The organism is Qipengyuania benthica, assembly GCF_030717865.1.
Taxonomy (GTDB): Bacteria; Pseudomonadota; Alphaproteobacteria; order Sphingomonadales; family Sphingomonadaceae; genus Qipengyuania; species Qipengyuania benthica.
The window spans coordinates 341,100-361,824 of the sequence record NZ_JAVAIL010000002.1 but is presented as its reverse complement, the minus strand read 5'-3'; the positions used below and the strand labels follow the sequence as shown (position 1 = coordinate 361,824).

Here is a 20,725-nt window from a genome sequence, read left to right as displayed (position 1 = left end):
GACCCGGCTCCGAAGGCTTGCTTTCCCGCCGCCGCGCGATCTAGACCCGGCGTCATGCTCTCCGCTTCTCGCGCCGCTTTCGCTCTCATCCTCACGGCGCTGCTGCTTGCGCTGAGCCCGGGCTCCGCAATCGCACAGGAGACCGTGGTGGTGACCGAACTGCCGCCCTACACGACGCAGCAGGCCGACGGACGATGGAGCGGGCCCGCGATCGATCTCTACCGCGCCGCGGCAGACCGAACGGGCAAGGACTATCGGTTCGTCGCCGCCAGCCAGGGCACGGGAGAACCGGATTTTCCCGTCTATGCCGATCCCAATCTGCCCTCGGGGCAAATCCGCAGCCTGCCGCTTCACACCGATTCGATCGGCCTGATCGGGATCGGCAACCGCTCGGGCTTTACAATGGGATTGCTCGGTCTTCTCACACCCGGCTTTTTCAAGACCGTCGCCATCGTTGCGCTGCTGGTCCTGATCGCGGGGACGATCTTCTGGCTGGTCGAACGACGGGGCAACGACAATCTCCAGGCCGATGGCAGCAAGAGCAGGGGGATCGGTCAGGGGTTTTGGTGGGCAGGTGTGACCGCCACCACCATCGGCTATGGCGACGTCGTGCCGCGCACGGGCGGGGGGCGCATCGTGGCGATGATCTGGATGCTGTTCTCGATGGCGCTGACCGCGGTTTTCACCGCCTATCTGGTGTCGCTCACAGGCCAGCAGGGTGGAAGCCGCAGCCTGAGCGAGGCTGTGGCCGGCAAGCAGATCGGCATCGTCGCAGGGGGGGCGGTAGTCCGGTCCGATCTCTCGCAAGCCGAAGCCGTTCAGACATTCGCCACTCTCGACACCGCGCTTGCCGCTTTCGATCGCGGCACAATCGATGCGGTCGCCTATCCCTATCAGCCAGCGCGCAAGGCGGCCGGAGACCGAAACGTCAGCGCTACCGACGGATCGATCGCGCTGCCGGTGTTCCGGGTCTCCTCGGACGAGTTGCGCCAGGAACTGGACCGGGCAATCCTCTCTCCCGCATGGCAGGAACGGGTCCAGCAAGCCTTCTCCCGCTGAGCAGCTCTCAAGCCGCCGCGCACCGCTTTACCCCCTGACAAAAGAGGCTTGCCGGTCTTCCGCCGGTCATCGTGCTTGCATAAAGTTATGCGGAACATATAAAGAACATATGGCGTCGCAAACCACCCTCGAAAAGCTCGCAATCCTGGCCGATGCGGCCAAATACGACGCATCCTGCGCCTCGTCGGGAACCGCGAAGAAGGATTCGCTCGGCGGCAAGGGTCTCGGCTCGACCGAGGGGATGGGGATCTGCCACGCCTATGCGCCCGATGGTCGCTGTATCTCGCTGCTCAAGATCCTGCTGACCAATCACTGCATCTTCGACTGCCACTATTGCATCAACCGCAAGAGCAGCAATGTGCGCCGCGCGCGCTTCACCCCGCAGGAAGTGGTCGATCTGACGCTGGCCTTCTACCGGCGCAATTACATCGAGGGGCTGTTCCTCTCCTCGGGGATCATCAAGAGCTCGAACCACACGATGGAACAGATCGTAGAAGTCGCCCACATCCTGCGGGTGGAGCACGATTTTCGCGGTTACATCCATCTCAAGACCATCCCCGAGGCGGATGCCGAACTGGTGCATCAGGCGGGGCTTTATGCCGATCGGGTCTCGATCAATGTCGAATTGCCCACCGATGCCGGGCTCACCCGGTTGGCGCCCGACAAGAATGCCCGCCAGATCGAAAGGGCGATGGGCAAGGTCAAGGCGGACCTCGTCGAGGCCAAGGATGCGCGCAGGCGCTTCCGCCACGCCCCGCGCTTCGCCCCGGCGGGCCAGTCCACCCAGATGATCGTCGGCGCCGATAAGGCCAGCGATGCGGAGATCGTCGGCAAGGCGAGCCGGTTGTACGACAATTTCGGCCTGCGCCGGGTCTATTATTCGGCCTTCTCGCCGATCCCCGATGCCAGCGCGGTGCTCCCGCTCAGCCGCCCGCCGTTGATCCGCGAGCATCGGCTCTATCAGTCCGACTGGCTGATGCGCTTCTATGGCTACAAGCCCGCCGAGGTGATGCAGGCGACCGATGTTGATGGCAATCTGCCGCTCGATATCGACCCCAAGTTGGCCTGGGCGCTCAAGTTCCGCGAGAATTTCCCGCTCGACGTCAACCGTGCGAGCCGCGAGCAAATGCTGCGCGTGCCGGGGCTGGGAGTGAGGGCGGTCGATCGCATCGTCGCGAGCCGTCGCCACCGCACGCTGCGGCTCGACGATGTGGCGAAGCTCACCGTGTCGATCGCCAAAGTGCGCCCCTTCATCTGTACGGTGGACTGGCGCCCGGTGACTCTGACCGACCGCGCCGATCTGCGCAGCTTGCTGGCACCCAGGCGCGAGCAACTTGAGCTGTTCGCGGCATGAAACCTCGCACTTTTCCGTCATCCCAGCGAAAGCTGGTATCTGCGTCCGCCCGGTCCTGCCCTAATTCACCAGACCCCAGCTTTCGCTGGGGTGACGACGGGACGAACGCGGCATGACTGCACTCCAGCATCTCGCTGCCGGCAACCGCTATCTGGTTCATTTGACCGAGCCAGACGATTTCGAGGCCTGGCGCGAGCGGGCGCGGGCGCTGGTCCAGAGCGATATCCCGCCCGACCGGATCGCCTGGGTCGAGCCGGGCGGCAGCGGCGACCTCTTCGCCTCGGTGGCCACCGCGGGTCAGCAGCGTCTTCCTGCGCCGGCCGCGGATGCTCCGCCGGTGCGCGCCAATCGTCGTTTCGTCGAGCTGGCGCGCGCTGCGCTGCTGCATCACGATCCGGAGCGGTTCGGGCTGCTCTACCGCCTGCTCTGGCGTTTACAGGCCACTCCGCGGATCATGGAGGACGGCGCCGATCCCGATATCCGGCGCGTGGAGGAACTCGCCAAGGCGGTGCGCCGCGACAGCCACAAGATGCACGCCTTCGTCCGCTTTCGCCTCGTCGAGAACGAGGATGGCAATGAGGCGCACGGAGCGGGCGAGCGTTACGTCGCCTGGTTCGAGCCCGAGCATCATATCCTGCGCGCCAATGCCGGCTTCTTCATGCGTCGCTTCGCCAATATGCGCTGGTCGATCCTCACCCCGGCGGGCTCGCTGCACTGGGATGGCGCGGCCATGCAGGAAGGTCCTCCTGCCGACCGTTCGGATGCGCCCGGGGGCGATCCGATGGAGGACCTGTGGCGCACCTATTACGCATCCATTTTCAATCCGGCGCGTTTGAAGGTCGGGGCGATGCTCAAGGAAATGCCCCGCAAATACTGGAAGAACATGCCTGAAACCGCGCTCATTCCCAAGCTGATCGCGGGGGCACAGAAGCGGGAAAGCGCGATGGTGGAAGCAGGAGCAGTGGAATTCGGAGAGCGGCCCAACTCGCTTGCCGGAATCGAACGGGCGATCCATCAATGCCGCCTGTGTCCGATCGGTCTGCTCGACAATCAGGCGGTGCCGGGCGAGGGATTGAAGCGATCCACGCTGATGGTCGTCGGCGAACAGCCGGGCGATCAGGAAGACCTCGCCGGCAAGCCCTTCGTCGGGCCTTCTGGGCAGTTGCTCGACCGCTATCTCGAACAGGCGGGGATCGACCGGAAGCAGACCTATGTCACCAATGCGGTCAAGCATTTCAAATTCGTCCAGCGCGGCAAGCGGCGGCTGCACCAATCGCCGACCGCGAAGGAAATCGACATCTGCCGCTGGTGGCTCGAAGGCGAGCGCGAGATCGTCAGACCCCGCGTCGTGCTGGCGCTGGGGGCAAGCGCGGCGCGCAGCCTGCTAGGCAAGACTGTCAGCATCTCCAAGGCGCGCGGCGAGCCGCATCCGCTCGAAGACGGCAGCGAGCTGTGGATCACCGCACACCCCTCGTATCTGCTGCGGCTCGATGGCGAGGCGAAGGAGAAGCAGGAGCGCTTGTTCCGCGCCGATCTCGCCGCGGTGAAGGAGCGGCTCGAGGAACTGGCGGGGTGATGTGCCCGAAGCCGCCACCACCCCCGACAAGCGCCGGATCGAGATCGATCCCGATGCCCTAGATCCGCCGCCGCGCGCGCCCTTCGTCGAACTGGGGATGGTCTCGTGCTTCAGCTTCCTGCGCGGCGCATCGGATGCGGTCGATCTCGTCCTTGCTGCCCGCAAGCTGGGGTACGATGCGCTCGGGATCGCCGATGCCAACAGCATGGCGGGAGTAGTCCGGGTACACACTGAAGCGAAAGCGCTTAAACTCAAGCCGCTTATCGGCTGCAGGATAGAAACGGTCGAGGGCCTGACCTTCCTCGCCTATCCTCAGGATCGCGCTGCCTATGGACGTCTGTGCCGGTTGATCTCGGCGGGTCGCATGGCGAAGCTCGATGGCGAATGGCAAGCCAAGGGTGCATGCGAGATCTCGCTCGCCATGCTGGCGGATCATGCGGAAGGCGTGCAGCTTGTGCTGGTGCCGCCGCGCGATCTCGAACAACGCTTCGCCATCGCCGTGCCGAGCACCGTGGTGTCGTTTCGCGAATTGGGTTCGCACGAAGACACGAAGCTGTCGTATCCACGGCGAAGCTGTCCGCCAACTCGCACTGGGGTTCCGGAGGGTAAGATGCCGAGAAGGGCTGCGCCTGCGGCGCCGAACGGCATTTTCGTGGCTTCGTGCGAAAAGACAGGACCTCTGGCCGAGATACTCTCCGATCTCGCCGTTCAACTCCCCACGCTGCACCATATCGCCGCCGCCTATCTCTACACCGGGGACGATAGCGCGCGGATCGAACGGCTCGATGCCTTGGCGCGCGCCACAGGACTGTCGATCCTCGCCACCAACGATGTCCACTACCATACACCCGCGCGGCGACCGTTGCAGGATGTGATGACCGCGATCCGCCACAAGACCACGGTCGCAGCGGCGGGGCATTTGCTCGCCGCCAATGCGGAGCGCTATCTCAAGCCACCCGAAACCATGGTGCGGCTGTTCACGCGCTGGCCTCATGCCGTCACAGCGACACGCGAGGTGGCGGATGCATGCAATTTTTCGTTGGACGAGCTAACCTACGAATATCCCGAGGAAATATATCCCGACGGCATGACGCCACAGGAATTCCTGGAGTGCGAGACATGGTGGGGCGCACAGGATCGCTATCCCTCGGGTCCGCCCGACACCATCGTGGACACGCTGGAGCGCGAGCTCGCGCTGATCGCCAAGCTGAACCTCGCGCGCTATTTTCTAACCATCAAGGACATCGTCGATTTCGCTCGCGGGCAGGAGCCGCCGATCCTGTGTCAGGGGCGCGGCAGCGCCGCCAATTCGGCGGTCTGCTATTGCCTCGGCATCACCAGCGTCGATCCGGCCAAGCACGCGCTATTGTTCGACCGCTTCATCTCCGAGGAGCGCAAGGAGCCTCCCGATATCGATGTCGATTTCGAACACGAGCGGCGCGAGGAGGTGATCCAGTACATCTATGAGAAATACGGCCGTCGTCGCGCCGGGCTCTGCGCCACGGTGATCCACTACCGCCCGCGGATGGCGATCCGCGAGGTGGGCAAGGCGATGGGGCTGACCGAGGATGTCACCGCCGCGCTGGCCAAGACCGTATGGGGCGGATGGGGCCGCGAGATCAGCGAGCGAGATGCGCAGGAAACCGGCATGGATGTCAGCGATCCGCACCTGCGGCGGGTTCTCAAGCTGACCGAGCAAATGATTGGTATGCCACGCCATTTGTCGCAGCATGTCGGGGGTTTCATCCTCACCGAGGGACCACTGACCGAGACCGTCCCGATCGGCAACGGCGCCATGCCCGCGCGCAGTTTCATCGAATGGGACAAGGACGATATCGAGGCGCTGGGCATCCTCAAGGTCGATGTGCTGGCGCTCGGCATGCTCACCTGCATCCGTAAATGCCTCGACCTGCTCGAGGATCACCACGATCGCGCGCTGACGCTGGCCACCGTACCGCGCGAAGATCCCGAGACCTATGCCATGTTGCGCAAGGGGGATTCGCTCGGCGTGTTCCAGGTCGAGAGCCGGGCACAGATGAACATGCTCCCCCGCCTGCGACCACGCGAGTTCTACGATCTCGTGATCCAGGTGGCGATCGTACGCCCCGGGCCGATCCAGGGCGATATGGTCCACCCCTATCTCAAGCGCCGCCGCGGCGCCGAGCAGGTGGTGATCCCCGCGCCGTCGCCCGAGCACGGCCCGCCCGACGAGCTGTCGAGCATTCTCGCGCGCACTCTGGGGGTGCCGATCTTCCAGGAGCAGGCGATGAAGATCGCGCTCGATGCGGCGCGCTTCTCTAGCAAGGAAGCCAACCGCTTGCGCAAGGCGATGGCGACCTTCCGCAGCCGCGGCATGGTCGACGAATTGCAGGACATGATGGTCGAGCGGATGGTGGCGCGCGGCTACGATCGCGACTTCGCGCAGCGCTGCTTCAACCAGATCCGCGGCTTCGGCGAATACGGGTTCCCTGAAAGCCACGCCGCCAGTTTCGCGCATCTGGTCTATGTCTCGAGCTGGCTCAAATGCCACTTCCCCGCCGCCTTTGCCTGCGCGCTGCTCAATTCGCAGCCGATGGGGTTCTATGCCCCGGCGCAGATCGTCCGCGATGCGCGCGAACACGGGGTCGAGGTGCTGCCGGTGGATGTGAACTTCTCGCAGTGGGATTGTACGCTGGAGGAGAAGGGGACGGACGCCCACCCCTCTGCGACTAGCACCCGCGTTGCGGGCGCAAGTCTCTTTGCCCCTCCCGCATGCGGGAGGGGAGCGAAGCTTGGCGAGCCGAAGACGAACCAAGCCGCAGCGGGGTGGTCAGGGGACCAGACCGAACCGGACCGCTCGCTCGCCCTCCGACTCGGCCTGCGCCAGGTCGATGGCCTGCCCGAGGCCGTGGCGGCAAAGCTGATTGCCGAGCGCGAAGAGAACGGCCCCTATCCCGACGTCCGCGCGCTGCGCGATCGGGCGCGGCTTTCGCCCGCCCATATCGAGCGGCTTGCCAACGCCGACTGTTTCGGCTCGATGGCGCTCTCGCGGCGGCAGGCGCTGTGGGATGCGCGCAGCCTGGTCGGGGGCGAGGACCTGCCGCTGTTCGCGGCCGCGGCGGCGCGCGACGAGGGCGCCGAACGCGCCGCCACGCAGCTGCCGCGCATGCCGCTTTCCGAAGAGGTGGTCGCCGACTACCAAACCACCCGGTTGAGCCTCAAGGCGCACCCGCTGGCCTTTCTGCGCGCTTCTCTGGGCGAACGCGGGTTCGTCCGCGCCTGCGATCTGCGCGCTCGCAAATTCCGCTCGATGGTTCAGGTCGCCGGCGTAGTGCTGATCCGCCAGCGACCGGGATCGGCCAAGGGGGTCTGCTTCATCACGCTCGAGGACGAGACCGGGGTTATCAATCTCGTGGTCTGGCCCGATCTCAAGGAAAAGCAGCGCCGGGTGGTGATGGGGGCGCGGCTGATGGAGGTGCGCGGGCGGGTGGAATATGACGACGAAGTGATCCATGTCATCGCGCAGCACATGACCGATGCCAGCCACGAGCTCTACCGCCTGTCGGACGATCTGCTCGATTCGCCCGTCGCGCGCGCGGATCATGTGAGTTCGCCCCTGCCGGGCAGGCCGATTGCGCCCGGTGCCGACGAAGGCTCGGGGCAGGGCCGCAAAGCCGCGCAGAAACCCTACGCTCCGGTCGAACCCTGGCAGGAGCCCCCGCCGGGCAATCGCGAATGCGGTTGGCACGATCCGCAATCGCCCGGCCATCCGCGTGATGTCAGGATCATTCCCAAATCCCGCGACTTTCATTGAGCATGGACGACAGCCCGTTTCGCATTTCCCGGCGCGTGGGCCGGCTCGCGGGCGATCGGCGGGCTGTGGGCCTGTTGCTTCTCGGGGCGCTATTCGTCGGCGGCCGCGGCTGGCTCGCCGAAAACCCGCAACACAACCCTTGGGCGCCACTCGACCTCAACGATCCGCCCGGGTTTGCGACCGAGACCAAGCTTGCCGCCTTGCGCGACGATGTCGCCGAATGTCGCGCGGTGCTCGAACGCTCAGACATCGCGCACAACGTCCTCGATCCGCGGGGGGAGGGCGCTTGCGAACGCCCCGACCGCACGCAGCTCGCCACCTACCCGCTGACACCCGCTCCGCCGCCGACGACATGCGGAGTGGCGATCGCGCTCGAATTGTGGCGCCGCAATTCCATCCAACCGTTCGCCGAGGAGATTCTCGGCAGCGAAGTGGAGCAAATCGAGCATCTTGGAGCCTATTCCTGTCGTCGTCTCTACGGGCGTGATAACGGCGCCTGGAGCGAACACGCGACCGGCAATGCGATCGATATCGCTGGCTTCGTTCTGACCGACGGGACGCGGATCAGCGTGCTGGACGATTGGGGCGACGAAGCCGAGCAGGAGGGAGAAGACGGGAACGAAAAGGCCGCCTTCCTGCGCCAGGTCCGCGACGGCGCCTGCGACAGCTTCGCCACAGTCCTCTCGCCGGACTACAATGCGGCGCACGCGGACCATCTCCACCTCGACATGTCGCCGAGATGGGGCGGTGTCTGCCGCTAACCTCGAGTCGAGATCAGACCGCCTCGAAGGCGTAGCCAGCCGAACGCACGGTGCGCACGGGATCCTTGGCATTCCTCACTTCGAGCGCCTTGCGCAGACGGCGGATATGCACGTCGACGGTCCGCAACTCGATATCGCTGCCGGTGCCCCAGACCCCGTCGAGCAGTTGACTGCGGCTGAACACGCGGCCGGGGCTTTCCATGAAGAATTTGAGCAATCGGTATTCGGTGGGCCCGAGCTGCAGCGTCTGGCCGCGGCGCGACACCTTGTGCGCCACCGGGTCGAGCGTGATGTCTCCGACTTCGATCGTCTCGCCCGCGAGCGCGGGACGGATGCGGCGCATCACAGCCGCGACCCGGGCGAGCAGTTCGCGCGGGCTGAACGGCTTCGTGATGTAGTCGTCGGCGCCGGTGTCGAGCCCGCGGATACGGTCGTCCTCGGCCTCGCGCGCGGTCAGCATGATGATCGGGACATGCGCGGTCGCCTTGTCGCGGCGCAGCCGCCGACACACTTCGATGCCGCTGGTTCCCTCGATCATCCAGTCGAGAATCACCAGATCGGGGGTTTCCTCCGAGGCCAGGATCAGCGCCTCGTCGCCATCGGCGGTGGTGCGCACCGCATAGCCTTCGTTGGTGAAACGATATTCGAGAAGTTCCAGCAGCGCCGGATCGTCTTCGACGAGGAGTAGACTTGCCGCGTTCACACCATGAGCCTGACGTCGATTGAGAGAAACTGATCGCGTGATATGACGCTCAAGCTACAATAATGTGTCAGCTGTCGATATCGGGTGCGTAAAAGCCGGTGGCGGCAAAATGCACCATTTCGGCCACATTGGTCGCGTGGTCCCCGATCCGTTCCAGATTGCGGGCGACGAACAGCAATTGCGCCGCGCTGCTGATCGAGGAGGGATTTTCGACCATGTGGCTGACCAGATTGCGAAAAATCGAATTGTAGAAGGCATCGACCTTGTCATCGGCGGCGATCACTTCCTTGGCGAGTTCGGCATCGCGCGCGGCATAAGCGGTCAGCACGTCGTGGACCATTTCCGAAGTCAGCTCGGCCATGGCGGGGAGCAGGGTGAGCGGTTCGTATTTCTTCCGGTCGGGTCCGATCTCGCGGCTCGCTTTGGCGATGTTCTTGGAATAATCGCCGATCCGCTCGATCACGCCGGCGATCTTGAGCGCGGCGATCACCTCGCGCAGATCGTCGGCCATCGGCGCACGCAGCGCGATGATCCGCACCGCGAGCTTGTCGACCTCGCTTTCGAGTTCGTCGATCTTGCGGTCGCCCTTGACCACGCGCTTGGCCAATTCGTCGTCGCCCCGCACCAGCGCTTCGATGGCGTCCTGGGTGGCGACTTCCGCAAGTCCGCCCATCTCCGCGATCAGACCGCGCAGTCGGGTGATGTCCTCGTCGAAGGCCTTGACGGTGTGTTGCATATTCGATCGTGATCCTAGCCGTAGCGTCCGGTGATGTAGTCCTTGGTGCGCTCTTCAAGGGGATTGGTAAAGATGTCGGATGTCCGGCCATATTCCACCACCTTGCCGAGATGGAAGAAAGCCGTGCGCTGCGACACCCGCGCCGCCTGCTGCATCGAGTGGGTGACGATGACGATAGCATAACGACCCGCGAGGTCGTCGATCAGTTCCTCGATCTTTGCGGTCGCGATCGGATCGAGCGCGGAACACGGCTCGTCCATGAGGATCACCTCGGGATCTACCGCGATCGCGCGGGCGATGCACAGCCGCTGCTGCTGGCCACCCGATAGAGCGGTGCCACTGTCGGTCAGCCGGTCCTTGACCTCGTTCCACAGGCCCGCGCGGACCAGCGAACGCTCGACGATAGCATCGAGATCGGCCTTGTCCTCGGCGAAACCGTGGATCTTGGGGCCATAGGCGATGTTGTCGTAGATCGACTTGGGAAAGGGATTGGGCTTCTGGAACACCATTCCCACGCGGGCGCGCAATTGCACCACATCCATTCCCGACTTGTAGATATCCTCGCCATCGAGCTCGATGGTGCCTTCGACCCGCGCCGAGGCGATCGTGTCGTTCATCCGGTTGAGCGAACGCAGGAACGTCGATTTGCCGCAGCCCGAGGGCCCGATGAAGGCGGTGACGTATTTCTGCGGAATGTCGATCGACACCGAATCGATCGCGAGCTTGTCGCCATAATAGACGCTCACGTCGCGCGCGGCCATCTTGGCCTCGGTGGGCTCGAGGTTGTCGTGGATTACAGTCACCAGCTCTTCTCGAATTTGTTGCGCAGGTAGATGGCGAGGCCGTTCATAAGCAGCAGGAACAGCAATAGCACGATAATCGCCGCGCTCGTGCGTTCGACGAAGCCGCGGTTGATTTCGTCGGACCACAGGAAGATCTGAACCGGAAGCACGGTGGCGGGCGATGTAAAGCCGTCGGGCGGGGTAGCGATGAAAGCGCGCATCCCGATCATCAGCAGCGGCGCGGTCTCGCCCAATGCGCGCGCCATCCCGATAATCGTCCCCGTGAGGATGCCAGGCAGCGCCAGCGGCAGGACATGGTGGAACACCACCTGGACCGGGGAAGCGCCGATCGCCAGCGCGCCGTCGCGGATGCTGGGCGGCACCGCCTTGATCGCGTTGCGCCCGGCAATGACGATTACCGGCATCGTCATCAGCGCCAGCGTCATGCCACCGATCAACGGCGCCGAACGCAGATTAGGAAATATCCACAGGAACACCGCCAGACCGAGCAGACCGAAGATGATCGAAGGCACTGCCGCCAGATTGTTGATCGAAACCTCGATCACGTCGGTCCAGCGATTGCGCGGCGCGTATTCCTCCAGATAGAGCGCAGCGAGGACGCCGATCGGAAACGCCAGCGCGAGCGTTACCAGCATCGTCAGGATCGAGCCCTTAAGCGCCCCCCAGATACCGACCTGCTGCGGATTGGTGGCATCTGCTCGCAGCAGAAAGCCGGGATCGAAGTTCTTGGCGAGCACTCCGCTTTCGGTGAGCTGTGCCGCCAACTGGCGCATCTCGGGCGAGCCTTCGCCGGCATAGCCCGCGGCGAGATCGGAGCTGGCGGGCAGCTCGAAGGTCGCGGTCCCGCGGAGGATGCCAGGTTCGGCGACGATCGCCTGGGCGACTTCGCGCCAGGCATTGGGATCGAGTTGCGCTGCGGCCTCTTCCCCCAGCGCTTCCTCGGCGGAGAATTCCACCACCGCCTGCAATCCCTGTGCACCCAGGTTCTGGATCGCGGCGCCTTCGTCCGTCTGGGCGGGATCGCCCGAGATGCCCATCTGTGTGAAATCGATCGGCACCTCGAGTTCGGCGCGCTGGAAGCCGCCGATGCCGTTGAAGGTCATGTTGGCGAGCAGGAAGAGCAGCACCAGCACCGAGAACACGATGGCGCCAAGACCCAGCGCCTTGAAGCGTCGCTCCGACGCGTAGCGCTGCTTCAGCCGTTTCTCGAAGGCGGGGGTGCGGGTGGGGGCGGTGCGATCAGTCATACGCTTCGCGGAACCTCTTGACCACGCGCAAGGCGATGAAGTTGAGCGCCAGCGTCACCAGGAACAGCACGAAGCCGAGCGCGAAGGCGCTGAGCGTCGCGGGATGATCGAAACTGCCCTCGCCGGTCAGCATGGCGACGATCTGCACCGTCACCGTCGTCATCGCCTCGAGCGGATTGGCGGACAGGTTAGCGGCGGTCGAGGCGGCCATCACGACGATCATGGTCTCGCCGATGGCCCGGCTCACCGCCAGCATCACGCCCGCCACGATCCCCGGAAGTGCGGCGGGGACCAGCACCTTGCGGATCGTTTCCGATTTGGTCGCGCCCATGGCCAGACTGCCGTCTCGCATGGCGCTGGGCACCGCGGCGATGCTGTCGTCGGCCATCGAGCTGACGAAGGGAATGATCATCACGCCCATGACCAGCCCGGCGGCCAGCGCGCTTTCGCTCGATGGGTTGGAGGCACCGAAGAACAGCGCAATGTCGCGGATCGAGGGTGCGATGGTGAGCGCGGCGAAATAGCCATAGACCACCGTCGGGACGCCGGCCAGAATCTCCAGCGCCGGCTTGACCCAGCGACGCATCGAGGGCGCGGCGTATTGGGTAAGATAGATCGCGCTCATCAGACCGAGCGGAATGGCCACGATCATCGCGATGATCGCCCCGATGAAGATCGTGCCCCAGAACAGCGGCACCGCGCCATAGCGCGTGGGATCGGGACTGTCGGGACTGCTCATCGGGTCCGGACCCCAGTGCAGTCCGAACAGAAAATCGAGCGGGTTGACCATGCCGAAGAAGCGAATGGTCTCGAACACCAGGCTGACCACGATGCCGATCGTGGTGAGGATCGCCACCAGAGATGCAAGCAGCAGGATCGTCATCACGATCCGTTCGACTCTGGTGCGCGCACGGAAGTCGGGCTTCAGCTTGAGGAAGGACCATGCTCCTCCGAGAAAGGCGAGTACCAGGCTGACCGCGATACCGATCCAGGCGTAGCGGGCCATCGCCTCGCGGTAGGGTTCGACCAGCGCCTGCGCTTGTGGGTTGAAGACCGCCGCAGAAGCGCCGCTCGCCACGTTGCGCGCTTCGGCCAACAAGGTGTCGCGCTGAAAACCGAAGGCCGGCAGATCCGCAGCCACCGGGCTGGCGAGCACCGCCTGATCCACCAGGTTCGGCGCCAGGATCGTCCAGACTACTCCGAACAGCAGCATCGGCAGCGCTATCCACAGCGCGACATACCAGGCGTGATAGGTCGGTCGCGCGGCCATACGCACACCGGGATCGGCGCGCCGAAAGCTCCACGCCCGGGCCCGCGCCGCCAGCCAGCCTGCCAGCGCGAGCCCGAGCGCAAGAAGAAAGATAATGGCGGGCGACATGCGCTAGGTCGGACCTATTCGAGCTCGGAGCCGTCGAGAGTGACGTATTCGGTCGCCACGCGCTGGCTCTGCGCTCTCACGTCCTCGGGCGAAGGCACCAGACCGATGCGCGCCAGCGGACCATCCTTGTCCCAGCTCCGTGTCCACTCGAGCAGATACTCTTTGAGCCCGGGAATAGCATCGAGATGCGCTTTCTTGACATAGATGAACATCGGGCGCGCGCCAGGGTAGGCGAAGCTGGTAATGTTCTCGTAGGTCGGGGCAACCCCGTTAATGGGGAGACCTTGCACCTTATTGGCATTTTCCTCGAGATAGGAATACCCGAAGATGCCGATGGCGCGCGGATTGTTCTCGATCTTCTGAACGATAAGATTGTCCTGCTCGCCCTGATCGACATAGGCGCCGTCGGACCGGACTTCGGTACAGGTGCGCGAGTAGGCCTCCTCGTCGCTCTCCTCGAGCGTTTCCATCTCCGGATCGGTCTTGCAGCCGACTTCGAGGATCAATTCCTTGAGCGCATCGCGCGTCCCCGAGGTGGAGGGCGGTCCATAGACCAGGATCGGAACATTCGGGAGCGAAGGGTCGATGTCGGACCAGGTCTCGTTGGTCTGCTCGTTCCCATAGGGGTTCGCGGCGATAGCTTCGTAGACGATCTCGGGGGTCAGATCCATCATGATGCCGCCCTGGGCCGAACCGAAGGCGATGCCGTCGAGCCCGACCTGCATTTCCATGATCTCGGTCACGCCATTGCTCTGACAGCCGGCGAATTCCTGCGGCTTCATCCGACGCGAAGCATTGGCGATGTCGGGGGTGTCGGGACCGATGCCCTGACAGAACAGCTGGATCCCGCCGCCGGTGCCGGTCGATTCGACGATCGGCGATTTGATCCCCGGATTCGAGCGCGACAGCGATTCGGCCACGGTCTTGGCGAAGGGGAAAACGGTGGAGGATCCCACGGCGCGCACCCAGTCGCGCGAACCGCCGCCTCCAGCGTCTCCGCAGGCGGTCAGCGCCATGGCAAAAATGGTCGCGGCTAAGGCTGCTTTGGTCTTACGCATCCCGGATATTCCTTCGAATGTAGCTATGCCCGCGCGAAAGCGAGGAATTGTTACATGTTCGCGACAAAAGCATGACTTGTCATTTTTGCAATCTGTCGCCGGCCGAATCTGACTGGCGCTCTAACGCCGTCCGGCTGGCAAGGCGAGGTGCGCAATCCGGTTCAACTTTCGCTGTGCTCGGATCGCTCGGATCGCTCGATCGGAAAGCGGACGGTGACGGTGGTGCCCACGCCCATTTCGCTCACGATATCGAGCTTGGCCCTATGGCGTTCGACGATGTGCTTGACGATGGCGAGGCCGAGGCCGGTCCCGCCAGATGCACGGCTGCGACCCGGATCGGTGCGATAGAACCTGCGCGTAAGATGGGGGATGTGCTCGGCGGCGATGCCGTCGCCGCGGTCGCGGACCACCAGCCGGACCCGGCGCTTGCCGGAGGGGTGCACCCGAACCGTCGCCATCTGTGTCGGATCGCCGTATTTGAGCGCGTTGTCGACCAGATTGCGGACCAATTGTTCGAGCTGCTGAACATCGCCCATGATGTGGAACTCGCCCTCGATCGCGAGATCGAGACGATCGGTCCGGTCCGGTCCGGCCCCTTCCGCAGCAGCGCGCGCAACCAGCGGCCCCAGATCGACGATCTCGCTCGGCCGGTCGTGCTTCTCGGCTTCGATTCGTGACAGCGACATCAGATCGCTGACCAGATGCTGGAGCCGCTGCGCCTCGCGGCTGATCGTGTCGAGGAACTTGCGCGAGGTCTCGTGGTCGAGCGCGGTCACATCCTCCTGCAAGGTCTCCACATAGCCGATGATCGAGGCCAGCGGCGTGCGCAATTCGTGGCTCGCATTGGCGACGAAATCGGTATGCGCGCGGCTGATGTCGGCTTCGGCGGTCTTGTTGATGAACTCGTAGACGCCCATTCCGCCGTCGAGCTGCTTGGTGTTGATCCGCCAGATGTCGCGCACGCTCGTGAGTCCGCGCACCGTTACCGAGCCGCTCTCGTCCGAATCGATGAGCTGAATGGCATCGGGATTGCGCAGCGAAATGCGGATATCCTGTTCGAGGATATGAACGCCGAACAGTTCGCGCGCTGCGCGGTTGGCGATGATCACGCGGTTGCGGCGCGTCACCAGCAGCGGGGTGTCGGCGCTCTCGAACAGTTCGCCCATGCGGTCGGTGGTCAGCGCGGAAGGCTCGATCTTCTCGCTCGGCGGCGGCGGCGAACCGACCCGCAGCCACAGCGTTCCGGCCCAGATCAGCAGTACCGACAACGCCACTACAGGCGCGACACCGATCGCGATCATGACCACGCAGCACACGAAAGCCAGGATCAGACCAGGAAGGGGGAGGGGACGAGCGCTCATCTGGTCCGCGCCTTAGCTCCGGCGCTACCGAATTGCCAAGCCGGGTTCGGCTTTGTTCCCGCTTGCGCTGGTAGTGGTTGGTGACCCCTACGGGAATCGAACCCGTGTTTCAGCCGTGAGAGGGCCGCGTCCTAACCGCTAGACGAAGGGGCCCGTCGATCCGACACTCACCAAGGGGCGCCGGTACCCAACGAGAAACGCCACCGTGGTGACCCCTACGGGAATCGAACCCGTGTTTCAGCCGTGAAAGGGCCGCGTCCTAACCGCTAGACGAAGGGGCCACATCGGTGGCGTGGCGGGCCATCTACGGTCGCGCGGGCAACCCGTCAAGTCTTGGCACTGCCACAATTTGGCTGCGGAGCAAGCTGGCGCTCAATCGGCCCAGGCGGCGTCCTCGAGATGGAGCTCGGCCTGGCGGCGCGAACCCCAGTCGTCGATCTTCGCGCGGCCCGCCAGCCACAGCCGCCGACCGCCGACGCCATGGAGCAGGGTCTGTCCCAGGTCGCTCTCGGCCATGCGGAAGCCGATCGCCTTGAAGCTGCGCCCGTCGCCGCCCGAGGCGACGATCCGGACATGGCCGGTGCCCACGACATCGCATTTGATCAGCCGCACCGGACCGACCGCGATCCGTGGCCCGGGCCAGCCGACGCCGTAGGGCCCGGCGACATCTAGCGATTCGACCAGTTCGGGCGTCAGTCCGCCCGACGCGACAGAAAGATCGAGCAGCGTCGTCATGCTGGCGGTGGCGAGTGCCACCTGTGCGGACAGGCGCTCGTCCAGCCAGGCCGCCAGATCATCAATCCGATCTGAGGCAACGGTAAGACCCGCGGCCATGGCATGACCGCCGCCAGCGATCAGCAGACCCTGCTGGCGTGCCTCGATGATCGCCGCGCCGAGATCGACCCCGGCGATCGAACGTCCCGAGCCCTTGCCGAGCCCGGTCTGCTCGTCGAGCGCGATCACCACCGAAGGCTTGCCGCTCGATTCCTTGATCCGCCCGGCGACGATGCCGATCACGCCGGGGTGCCAGCCAGCGCCCGCGATCACCGCCACCGTCCGGTTGTGCTGGCCCCCAAGCTGCTGTTCGGCAGATTCCTGAACCGCAGCCTCGATTGCGCGGCGGTCCTCGTTGAGTTCCGAAAGCTGTGCCGCGATCGCTTGCGCCTCGGCAGGGTCTTCGGTGGTGAGCAACCGCACTCCCAGCGTCGATTCGCCCACGCGCCCGCCGGCGTTGATTCGCGGCCCGAGCGCGAAACCCAGATCGCTGCAGACGGGCGCGCGCTTCAACCGGCTGGCGTCGATCAGCGCCGCCATGCCGATGTTCTGCCGCTTGGCCATGACCTTGAGACCCTGCGCCACGAAAGCGCGATTGAGTCCGTGCAGCGCCGCGACATCCGCCACCGTGCCCAGCGCCACCAGATCGAGCAGCGCAAGAAGATCGGGTTCGGCGCGGGTCTCGAAATACCCGCGCTCTCGCAGCGTACGGACCAGCGCGATGGCGAGCAGGAAAGCGACTCCGACCGCAGCGAGATGACCGTGCGATGCTGCCTCGTCCTCTTCGTCGAGGCGGTTGGGATTGACCAGTGCCACGGTGCGCGGGAGCTCGGGGGAGCACTTGTGGTGATCGACCACGATGACGTCTATCCCGGCGTCATGCGCCTGCTGCAGCGCGTCGTGCGCCATCGCGCCGCAATCGACGGTGACGATCAGGCTGCTACCCGATTCCCCGAGACGGACGAGCGCCTCGCCCGAGGGACCGTAGCCTTCGAGCAGCCTGTCGGGGATATAATAGTCTGCATGGTGACCGAGATCGCGCAACAGCCGGATCAGCAGCGCCGAACTGGTCGCACCATCGACGTCGTAATCGCCGTAGATGGTGACCTTCTCGCCGCTGAGGACCGCCTGCGCAATTCGATCGGCGGCGGCGTCCATATCGTTGAAGGTGCTGGGGTCGGGCAGGAAACCGCGCAGGGTCGGATTGCGGTGGCGTTCCAGATCGCTTTCCTCCACCCCGCGGGCCAGCAGCAATTGGGTGACGATATCGCGGTCGAGCGGGATCGCGCCTTCGGCCATCTCCATATTGCCGCGCCGCCACCGCCAGCCACGGCCCGAGAGCGAATGGGAAACCCCGAAGACGTGATTTGCGCCAGGGGTGTTTGCGATGTTGGTGGCCATGATCGCATCCTATCCCGCCGGGCCCGGCAGGCATAGTCGTGTGTGTTGACAATGCCCCGGTGGAAGCGATGCTAGCCCGATGCTCGAACGCCCGCTTCTCATTGCCTGGCACGGCCGCACCGGAACCAGCGCGGCGCTGGCGCAGGCCGCCAAGGATGGTGCCGGAGAACGCGCCGTCCTGATGGAGGCCCACGCGGTCATGCCGGAGCATCTGCTCGAGGCCGAAGGGTATCTGTTCGTCTGCCCCGAAAACCTCGCCAGCATGAGCGGCGAGATGAAGGAGATGTTCGACCGCTGCTATTACCCGGTGCTCGGACGGATCGAGGGACGACCCTTCGCCACCATGATCGCCGCCGGCTCGGACGGCGAGGGTGCGCAGCGCCAGCTCGACCGGATCGCGCAAGGCTGGCGCCTGAAGCGCGTCGCCGAACCGGTGATCGTCAACACCCAGGCGCAGACGCCCGAGGAAATCCTCGCCTCCAAGACTGTACCGGAAGAGCGTCTGGGCGAAGCGCGGGAACTCGGTGCCGGGCTGGCCGAGGGACTGGCGCAGGGAATTTTCTAGGCGGTCGCCTCGGCCAGAGCAGCCTTGGCAGCCTCGTATTCGCGTTCGAAGCGAGCCACCATGTCGGCAACCGGACCCACGGATTTGACCGAGCCGATCCCCTGGCCCGAGCCCCAGATGTCCTTCCAGGCCTTGACCTTGGTGTTGCCGCCGCTGCCGAAATTCATCTTGCTAAGATCGCTGGTGGGCAGCGCATCGGGGTCGAGCCCGGCGGCCTCGATGCTCGAGCGCAGGTAATTGCCGTGAACCCCGGTGAACAAATTGGTGTAGACGATTCCGTCGGCGCTGCCGTCGACGATCCCTTCCTTGTAGCCACTGTCGGCATTGGCTTCCTCGGTCGCGATCCAGGGCGAGCCGATATAGGCGAAATCCGCGCCCAGCGCCTGCGCCGCGAGGATCGAACGGCCGTGCGCGATCGAGCCCGAAAGCGCGACCAGCCCGTCGAACCATTCGCGGATCTCCTGCATCAGAGCGAAGGGGCTGAGCGTGCCCGCATGACCGCCGGCACCCGCCGCCACCGGGATGAGCCCCGTCGCCCCCTTCTCGATCGCCTTGTGCGCAAAGCGGTTGTTGATGACGTCGTGCATCGATATCCCGCCCCAGCCCTCGACCGCGGAGAAGACCTCCTCGCGGGCGCCGAGCGAAGTGATCACCAGCGGCACCTGCCATTTGGCGCAGGTGGCCATGTCGGCCTCGAGCCGGTCGTTCGACTTGTGAACGATCTGGTTGACCGCATAAGGCGCGGCGGGGCGATCGGGATGATCGCGATTGTGCGCCGCCAGTTCCTCGGTAATGCGGTGGAGCCATTCGTCGAGTTCGGATTGCGGCCGAGCGTTCAGCGCGGGAAAGCTGCCGACGATCCCCGCCTTGCATTGCGCGATCACCAGTTCGGGGCCGGAGACGATGAACAGCGGCGATCCGATCACCGGCAGGCGCATTCTGTCGAACGGGGCGGGCAGGGGCATGAGCGTTCCTCTCGTCATAGGGCGTATTCCGCGACGGGCTTACGAAGCGCGCCGCGGACTGTCGAGATTGACGTAACGGAAGGCGTCAGGCGGCGGGGAGGACGTGCTCGATATCGTAGATCCGCGCCGCCGTGCCCGCGAAAAGCGCGCGCTTCTCCGCCTCGGACGCGCCATTGGCGAGCCGCTTGAAGGCGTTCCACAGCACCGCATAGCTCGCGCCCCAGCGATCGACCGGATAATTGCTCTCGAACATCGCGCGTTCGGGGCCGAAGGCTTCGATGCAGTGGGTGATATAAGGGTCCCATTGTTCCGCCAGCTCTTCCGAACTGCAGCCGCGTTCGGGGCCGTCCTCCGGCATGCCGCAGAATGCCATCGCCAGCCCGCCCAGCTTGACCGCGACATTGGGACATTCCGCGAGGTCGTGGATACTCTCCTGCCAGCGGCTGAAGTTCTCCCCCAGCTTCCCGCGATAGCTGGCGATGTTGAGCGGCGTGCCGCAATGATCGAGCACGATCTGCTGCTCGGGAAAGGCGCGCGCAAGATCGACCACATCGCCCAATTGGGGTTCGAGCAGCCAGGCGTCGAAGGTCAACCCGTACTCGGAGTAGGCGGCGAAACCGGCGCGGAAATCGCCCGAGCCATAGAGCCCCTGCGGCGCGTGGAAGGGCGGCCCGAGAACCTCGGGATCGGCATCCCAGGCGCCCGCGTGGCGTATGCCCTTGAACCGCCCGTTGCCCGCCGCGATCAGCGCCTCGACAACCGGCTTGACCGCATCGCCCAGCGTGAGGTCGGCATGACCGACGATGCCTGCGCAGGGGCGGTAGTCGCCATAGAGCCCGCTCGCACCCTGGGCTGCGACCCCGTTCACGAATTCGACCTCGCCGACCGGCTTCATCGCTTCGCCGCGCGCCGGATCGTAGAAGGCGCCGCATTCCATGAACACCGTGGCGATCACATTGTGGCCGCTGTGAGTATCGGCATGGAGCTGGTCGAAAGTGTAATAGGCCGCGCCTGCGATCGCCTCGATGAAGTCGTGGCGGGGCTCGGGAAAGGCGGGCACCAGCGCGCGCAGATCCCACAGATGATGGTGCGGATCGACGATCGCCAGATCGGGTTCGATGATCTCTTCGGTCATGTGCAGCCGCTCCAAGTCCTCTGATTCGTAGCGACCGTATCAGCGCCGATCCGCGC

General features: G+C 64.7%; 16 protein-coding genes and 2 tRNA genes. 6 read left to right on the top strand and 12 right to left on the bottom strand.

All coding sequences use genetic code 11. From position 1 onward, the window contains the following. Positions 1-54: 54 nt before the first annotated feature. The 5 genes from Q9K01_RS07045 (at position 55) to Q9K01_RS07025 (ending at position 8,543) form a co-directional block, all read left to right on the top strand. On the top strand, positions 55-1,059 hold the full coding sequence (locus tag Q9K01_RS07045) for an ion channel (protein ID WP_305929508.1): 1,005 nt from the start codon (positions 55-57) through the stop codon (positions 1,057-1,059). A 109-nt stretch (positions 1,060-1,168) separates the two neighbouring features. Next, the gene (locus tag Q9K01_RS07040; RefSeq protein ID WP_305929507.1) at positions 1,169-2,413 is read left to right on the top strand and encodes a putative DNA modification/repair radical SAM protein; all 1,245 of its coding nucleotides are present in this window, start codon (positions 1,169-1,171) and stop codon (positions 2,411-2,413) included. Positions 2,414-2,525: 112 nt separating this feature from the next. Continuing rightward, positions 2,526-3,989 (top strand): UdgX family uracil-DNA binding protein, encoded by a 1,464-nt coding sequence (locus Q9K01_RS07035; RefSeq protein ID WP_305929506.1) that lies wholly within the window; start codon positions 2,526-2,528, stop codon positions 3,987-3,989. Between the two features lies 1 nt (position 3,990). Next, entirely contained in the window at positions 3,991-7,782 is a 3,792-nt protein-coding gene (locus Q9K01_RS07030; RefSeq protein WP_305929505.1) for an error-prone DNA polymerase, read from the top strand. A gap of 2 nt (positions 7,783-7,784) precedes the next feature. Next, a complete protein-coding gene (locus tag Q9K01_RS07025) occupies positions 7,785-8,543 on the top strand; it encodes an extensin-like domain-containing protein (protein ID WP_305929504.1) in 759 nt (252 codons plus the stop codon). 13 nt (positions 8,544-8,556) lie between these two features. Here Q9K01_RS07025 and phoB read toward each other — a convergent pair whose 3' ends face one another. The 10 genes from phoB to recJ form a co-directional block, all read right to left on the bottom strand. Beyond that, on the bottom strand, positions 8,557-9,246 hold the full coding sequence (phoB, locus tag Q9K01_RS07020) for a phosphate regulon transcriptional regulator PhoB (protein WP_305929503.1): 690 nt from the start codon (positions 9,244-9,246) through the stop codon (positions 8,557-8,559). A gap of 67 nt (positions 9,247-9,313) precedes the next feature. Further along, on the bottom strand, positions 9,314-9,982 hold the full coding sequence (gene phoU, locus Q9K01_RS07015) for a phosphate signaling complex protein PhoU (protein ID WP_305929502.1): 669 nt from the start codon (positions 9,980-9,982) through the stop codon (positions 9,314-9,316). 14 nt (positions 9,983-9,996) lie between these two features. Then, positions 9,997-10,743 (bottom strand): phosphate ABC transporter ATP-binding protein PstB, encoded by a 747-nt coding sequence (pstB, locus tag Q9K01_RS07010; protein ID WP_305929891.1) that lies wholly within the window; start codon positions 10,741-10,743, stop codon positions 9,997-9,999. Positions 10,744-10,781: 38 nt separating this feature from the next. Continuing rightward, on the bottom strand, positions 10,782-12,032 hold the full coding sequence (gene pstA, locus Q9K01_RS07005; RefSeq protein ID WP_305929501.1) for a phosphate ABC transporter permease PstA: 1,251 nt from the start codon (positions 12,030-12,032) through the stop codon (positions 10,782-10,784). Further along, positions 12,025-13,410 carry a phosphate ABC transporter permease subunit PstC gene (pstC, locus tag Q9K01_RS07000; RefSeq protein WP_305929500.1) on the bottom strand — a complete coding sequence of 462 codons (1,386 nt, stop codon included), beginning with the start codon at positions 13,408-13,410 and terminating at the stop codon, positions 12,025-12,027. Before pstC ends, pstA begins: the two co-directional genes overlap by 8 nt. A 14-nt stretch (positions 13,411-13,424) precedes the next feature. Then, positions 13,425-14,468 (bottom strand): substrate-binding domain-containing protein, encoded by a 1,044-nt coding sequence (locus Q9K01_RS06995; RefSeq protein WP_305929499.1) that lies wholly within the window; start codon positions 14,466-14,468, stop codon positions 13,425-13,427. A 161-nt stretch (positions 14,469-14,629) separates the two neighbouring features. Next, positions 14,630-15,829 (bottom strand): sensor histidine kinase, encoded by a 1,200-nt coding sequence (locus Q9K01_RS06990; protein ID WP_305929498.1) that lies wholly within the window; start codon positions 15,827-15,829, stop codon positions 14,630-14,632. Positions 15,830-15,907: 78 nt separating this feature from the next. Continuing rightward, positions 15,908-15,982: transfer RNA gene (locus Q9K01_RS06985), tRNA-Glu, on the bottom strand. Positions 15,983-16,035: 53 nt separating this feature from the next. Continuing rightward, positions 16,036-16,110, bottom strand: a tRNA-Glu gene (locus Q9K01_RS06980). Between the two features lie 91 nt (positions 16,111-16,201). Then, positions 16,202-18,004 (bottom strand): single-stranded-DNA-specific exonuclease RecJ, encoded by a 1,803-nt coding sequence (recJ, locus tag Q9K01_RS06975; RefSeq protein ID WP_305929497.1) that lies wholly within the window; start codon positions 18,002-18,004, stop codon positions 16,202-16,204. Between the two features lie 79 nt (positions 18,005-18,083). Here recJ and Q9K01_RS06970 point away from each other — a divergent pair, with 79 nt between their 5' ends. Further along, a complete protein-coding gene (locus Q9K01_RS06970; protein WP_305929496.1) occupies positions 18,084-18,569 on the top strand; it encodes a flavodoxin family protein in 486 nt (161 codons plus the stop codon). On the opposite strand, the gene Q9K01_RS06965 is transcribed toward Q9K01_RS06970, so the two are convergent. Then, the gene (locus Q9K01_RS06965) at positions 18,566-19,534 is read right to left on the bottom strand and encodes an NAD(P)H-dependent flavin oxidoreductase (protein ID WP_305929495.1); all 969 of its coding nucleotides are present in this window, start codon (positions 19,532-19,534) and stop codon (positions 18,566-18,568) included. The two genes, Q9K01_RS06970 and Q9K01_RS06965, sit on opposite strands and share 4 nt — an antisense overlap. Positions 19,535-19,619: 85 nt before the next feature. Further along, on the bottom strand, positions 19,620-20,669 hold the full coding sequence (locus tag Q9K01_RS06960; RefSeq protein WP_305929494.1) for an amidohydrolase family protein: 1,050 nt from the start codon (positions 20,667-20,669) through the stop codon (positions 19,620-19,622). Positions 20,670-20,725: the final 56 nt, after the last annotated feature.

What these genes read in the sequence shown, in the direction of transcription:
- Q9K01_RS07045 (WP_305929508.1), top strand. Translation starts at nt 55, where the DNA reads ATGCTCTCCGCTTCTCGCGCCGCTTTCGCTCTCATCCTCACGGCGCTG.
- Q9K01_RS07040 (WP_305929507.1), top strand. Translation starts at nt 1,169, where the DNA reads ATGGCGTCGCAAACCACCCTCGAAAAGCTCGCAATCCTGGCCGATGCG.
- Q9K01_RS07035 (WP_305929506.1), top strand. Translation starts at nt 2,526, where the DNA reads ATGACTGCACTCCAGCATCTCGCTGCCGGCAACCGCTATCTGGTTCAT.
- Q9K01_RS07025 (WP_305929504.1), top strand. Translation starts at nt 7,785, where the DNA reads ATGGACGACAGCCCGTTTCGCATTTCCCGGCGCGTGGGCCGGCTCGCG.
- phoU (WP_305929502.1), bottom strand. Translation starts at nt 9,982, where the DNA reads ATGCAACACACCGTCAAGGCCTTCGACGAGGACATCACCCGACTGCGC.
- pstB (WP_305929891.1), bottom strand. Translation starts at nt 10,743, where the DNA reads ATGGCCGCGCGCGACGTGAGCGTCTATTATGGCGACAAGCTCGCGATC.
- pstA (WP_305929501.1), bottom strand. Translation starts at nt 12,032, where the DNA reads ATGACTGATCGCACCGCCCCCACCCGCACCCCCGCCTTCGAGAAACGG.
- pstC (WP_305929500.1), bottom strand. Translation starts at nt 13,410, where the DNA reads ATGTCGCCCGCCATTATCTTTCTTCTTGCGCTCGGGCTCGCGCTGGCA.
- Q9K01_RS06995 (WP_305929499.1), bottom strand. Translation starts at nt 14,468, where the DNA reads ATGCGTAAGACCAAAGCAGCCTTAGCCGCGACCATTTTTGCCATGGCG.
- Q9K01_RS06990 (WP_305929498.1), bottom strand. Translation starts at nt 15,829, where the DNA reads ATGAGCGCTCGTCCCCTCCCCCTTCCTGGTCTGATCCTGGCTTTCGTG.
- recJ (WP_305929497.1), bottom strand. Translation starts at nt 18,004, where the DNA reads ATGGCCACCAACATCGCAAACACCCCTGGCGCAAATCACGTCTTCGGG.
- Q9K01_RS06970 (WP_305929496.1), top strand. Translation starts at nt 18,084, where the DNA reads ATGCTCGAACGCCCGCTTCTCATTGCCTGGCACGGCCGCACCGGAACC.
- Q9K01_RS06965 (WP_305929495.1), bottom strand. Translation starts at nt 19,534, where the DNA reads ATGCCCCTGCCCGCCCCGTTCGACAGAATGCGCCTGCCGGTGATCGGA.
- Q9K01_RS06960 (WP_305929494.1), bottom strand. Translation starts at nt 20,669, where the DNA reads ATGACCGAAGAGATCATCGAACCCGATCTGGCGATCGTCGATCCGCAC.